The sequence below is a fragment of the Pseudomonas sp. CGJS7 genome (assembly GCF_036961695.1).
Map to the genome: position 1 here is coordinate 1 of NZ_JBAMDI010000273.1, position 3,286 is coordinate 3,286.

The 3,286-nt window shown below is 67.7% G+C and carries 4 protein-coding genes; all 4 read right to left on the reverse strand.

Annotated features, from left to right (window positions below; translation table 11 throughout):
• Window positions 1–26: 26 nt before the first annotated feature.
• Complete coding sequence (locus V7787_RS52540) at window positions 27–239, reverse strand: hypothetical protein (protein WP_336095418.1); 213 nt, start codon at window positions 237–239, stop codon at window positions 27–29.
• An 8-nt stretch (window positions 240–247) separates the two neighbouring features.
• Window positions 248–700, reverse strand: a complete 453-nt coding sequence (locus tag V7787_RS52545; protein WP_336095419.1) for a type II 3-dehydroquinate dehydratase — start codon at window positions 698–700, stop codon at window positions 248–250.
• 264 nt (window positions 701–964) lie between these two features.
• Window positions 965–1,558 (reverse strand): YdeI/OmpD-associated family protein, encoded by a 594-nt coding sequence (locus tag V7787_RS52550; RefSeq protein ID WP_336095420.1) that lies wholly within the window; start codon window positions 1,556–1,558, stop codon window positions 965–967.
• Window positions 1,555–3,255, reverse strand: a complete 1,701-nt coding sequence (locus V7787_RS52555; protein WP_336095421.1) for a calcineurin-like phosphoesterase family protein — start codon at window positions 3,253–3,255, stop codon at window positions 1,555–1,557. The genes V7787_RS52550 and V7787_RS52555 overlap by 4 nt, the downstream gene beginning before the upstream one ends.
• Between the last annotated feature and the right edge of the window lie 31 nt (window positions 3,256–3,286).

Here is a 3,286-nt window from a genome sequence, read left to right on the forward strand (position 1 = left end):
CAACGTATCCGGCCGCGCCGACGCGCTCACAGCAAGCGGCTGAGATTACGCACCCGCACCTCATCGCGCTCCACGCCGTGCTCGCTCGCGGCCTGCTGGCGAATCCGGTTGAGCAACTCGGCCGGATCGAACGCACCGGGCTCGGCCGGCGCGTAATCCAGGGTGGTCTGCCCCCACACGATGAAGCGGCCGCCGACCAGGATTTCGTAGTCGGCGAAATAACAGTAATGCGCGTCCATCGCCGGACTCAGGTGCCGACGTGGACGTCGTTGCCGCTGTCGGCGCAGCCCAGGTGTTCCAGCGCGATCGCCAGCGCCAGGGTGTAGCTTTGCGCGGCGTAACCGTGGACCAGGCGCAGGCGGCGGCCGCACTGCGGCGCGATCGAGGGTTCCAGCGCGCTCATGTCGTCGTCGTGGACTTCGATGTAGGGCACCGGCAGTTGCGCCAGCGCGCCGCGCAGGTCCTCGCTGGCCGGCAGGCACGCGCCCGGGTCGAGCAGCAGCAGTTCGGCGTTGGCCGCGCGCATGCCGCGCAGGCATTCGACCAGTTCGCTCTCGCTGCGGCAGCTGCGCACCGCGATCGCCTTGCCCGCGCCGGCGGCGCGTTCGACCAGGCTCGCGCGCACTTCGCCGGACAGCGGCGGGACCATCGAATCGACGGCGGCATCGGTGTTGGGACCACGCAGAATCAGGATCGACACGTGGGTACTCGCTTGCGCGCTCGGAGCGGCGCGCCTTGGAGTTCACTGTAGGAACAGGGGGCGTAAAGGCGCTATGCGGTGGAGGGCTGGGGGCGTAAAACCGGCGTTAACTCTTGCGGGCGCTCACCCCAACCCCACCCCGGCCCAAACGCATAGCGTTCGGGCGTTCGCGGACGCGCGAGCCAATGGCTCGCAAGCGGCGTCCGCTCACCCCGCAAGCGGGAAAGGGGCTCTATTCACCGCCTTTTGGCGTGCTGCGCGGTCTCAGCCGTGAATCTTTTCCCCACGCGCCAACATCGCCACGAACTTCTCAATCCGACTCGCCCGCGTCTCCGCTTTCTTCGCCGTCTCCACCCGCCACAACACGGCGTAGCGGTTGGTCTTGTCCAAGCCCTCGAAAAACGCCCGCGCCTTGGGCTGCGCATCCAGCGCGCGGGCCAGATCGTCGGGGACGGGCATCGTGCTCGGCGGCGCGTAGGCCGCGTCCCAGCGGCCGTCGGCCTTGGCCGCGTCGATTTCGCGCTGGCCGCCTTCGCGCATGCGTCCGTCGGCGATCAGGCGCTCGACCTTGCCGACATTGATCTTCGACCACAGCCCCTTGGGCCGGCGCGGGGTGTAGCGCTGCAGGAAATACACCTCATCCAGGCCGCGCTTGAGCCCGTCGATCCAGCCGTGGCACAAGCACACGTCCAAGGCTTCGCCGACGCTCAGCGTGACCGGCGTTTGGCCCTTCTTGGCGATCTTCAGCCAAACGCCTTCGGCGCGCGGGTTCGCTTGCAGCCAACGCTCGAACGCGGCTGAGTTTTCGAACTCCATCACCGGCAGATCGTCGGCGGCGCCTTTCGGGGTCGGGCTCATGGCGCGGCTTCCAGCAAACGGTACGACGTGCTCAGCCGTTGTTCGCCCTGCCAGGCGTCGAACACCCGAACTTCGATCGCGTGTTCGCCCAGCGCCGAATCGGTCGGCAGCGGCGCGTTCCACAAATGCGCGCTCGGCGTGGCGGTGGGCGCGCGGTCGTAGCCGCGGAAACCTGTGGCTTCGTCGTCGCGCGCGTTTTCGGCCAGCAACGCAGGGTCGGGTTGGCTCACACGTTTCATCGGTTTCCATTCGCCGCCGTCGAGGCGATATTCGACCCGGCTGTCGTCGCGGCCCATGAACACGTTGGCGAATACGCCGCGGATCGGATACGAGCCGTGGCGCAGCACTTTGGGCGCGTACAAGCTCATGTAGCGATTGATCGCGCCGTTTCGCGGCAAGGCACCGCCGCTGTCGTCGCCGTACTCGGTCGATGCGCCCTTCTTCAAGGTTTGCGCGGAAACACCGGCCTTGCTGTTGGCCGGATACCAGGCCAATGCGTACTCCGCGTTCGGCTTCACCCGCAAGCGCGCGTAGCCGTTCGGCGTGCCGTCGCTCATGGTGCTGTCGGGAATGCCGTCGGCGTTCTTGACGCCCGACCAGAACGCGCCGCAAGCCGCGCCGACGTTGTATTCGTGCAGCGGCTTGGCGCCCATCCAGCCCGTCGAGGCGTCGTGGAAGACATGCTTCTGGTTATGGCTGTGGCCGCTGAGCACCAGCACATTGGGGAAATCGCGCAACAACCCGAACAAGCGCTCGCGGTCGCCGTGGCGGAAGGTCTCGCGCCCGGGCGCGGCGTCGAACAGCGGGATGTGCATGGCCAGCACCAGCAAGCGCCGCTTGTCCGCGCTGGCCAGATAGCTTTCCAGGAACGCGAACTGATCCGGCCGCAGCCCGCCGATGTACTCGGGGTTTTGTCCCGGGCGATACACCACGTCGTCGAACACGACGAAGTTCGCCTGCGGCTCTTCCCAGGCATAAGTGTCGGGGCCGTAGATGTGGCGGTAGCTCAGCAACGAGTCTTCGTCGCTTTTGGCGTCGAAATCCAGATCGTGATTGCCCGGCGCGTGCAGCCACGGAACGCCGAGGCTGGTAGTGACGGCGTTGAGCTTGGGATACAGCGACAGATCGTCGTGGGTGATGTCGCCCAGGCTCAGGCCCAGTTCGGCCGGATGGGCGCCGCTGTGTTCGCGGCGCAACGGCTCGACGATGTCGCGGCGGTAATAGTCGACATCGATCGCGCTCTTGGTCTGCGGGTCGGCGAACACCAGCACGCGCAGGTCCGAATCGGCGCCGCGCCCGTCGGGAATCAGCCCGTAGTCGCGGCAGGTGGTCGCGCTTTGCGGCATGCCGCCGTACTTCAGCGGCGGCGGCGCGCTCAGGCTGAGGTTGAGCCAGTAATCCGGCAGCCCGCTGTCGCCGCGCGGCGCCAGCCGGTAGCCGGCGGGCTTGATCAGGAACTGGCTGCTGCGGTCGCGCGGCGGCAAGGTGTAACGGCCATCGGCGTCGGTGCGGACGATGCGTTCACCGTCGGACACGCGTTGCCCGGCCAGCCCGGGTTCGCCCGGATCGCGCCGGCCGTTGCGGTTACCGTCCTCGAACACCACCCCGCCCGCGCACGGCGCCGGCAAGGATTGGGCCGCGGCGCCGGAAGCGGCGCCCAGCAGCGACAGCGCGAGGAAGCAAAGGTGCGAACGCATGGGCCGGTCCCGGACGAACAGGCGCCATTGT

Coding starts and splice junctions, on each gene's coding strand:
- V7787_RS52540 (WP_336095418.1), bottom strand. CDS start 239: ATGGACGCGCATTACTGTTATTTCGCCGACTACGAAATCCTGGTCGGC.
- V7787_RS52555 (WP_336095421.1), bottom strand. CDS start 3,255: ATGCGTTCGCACCTTTGCTTCCTCGCGCTGTCGCTGCTGGGCGCCGCT.
- V7787_RS52550 (WP_336095420.1), bottom strand. CDS start 1,558: ATGAGCCCGACCCCGAAAGGCGCCGCCGACGATCTGCCGGTGATGGAG.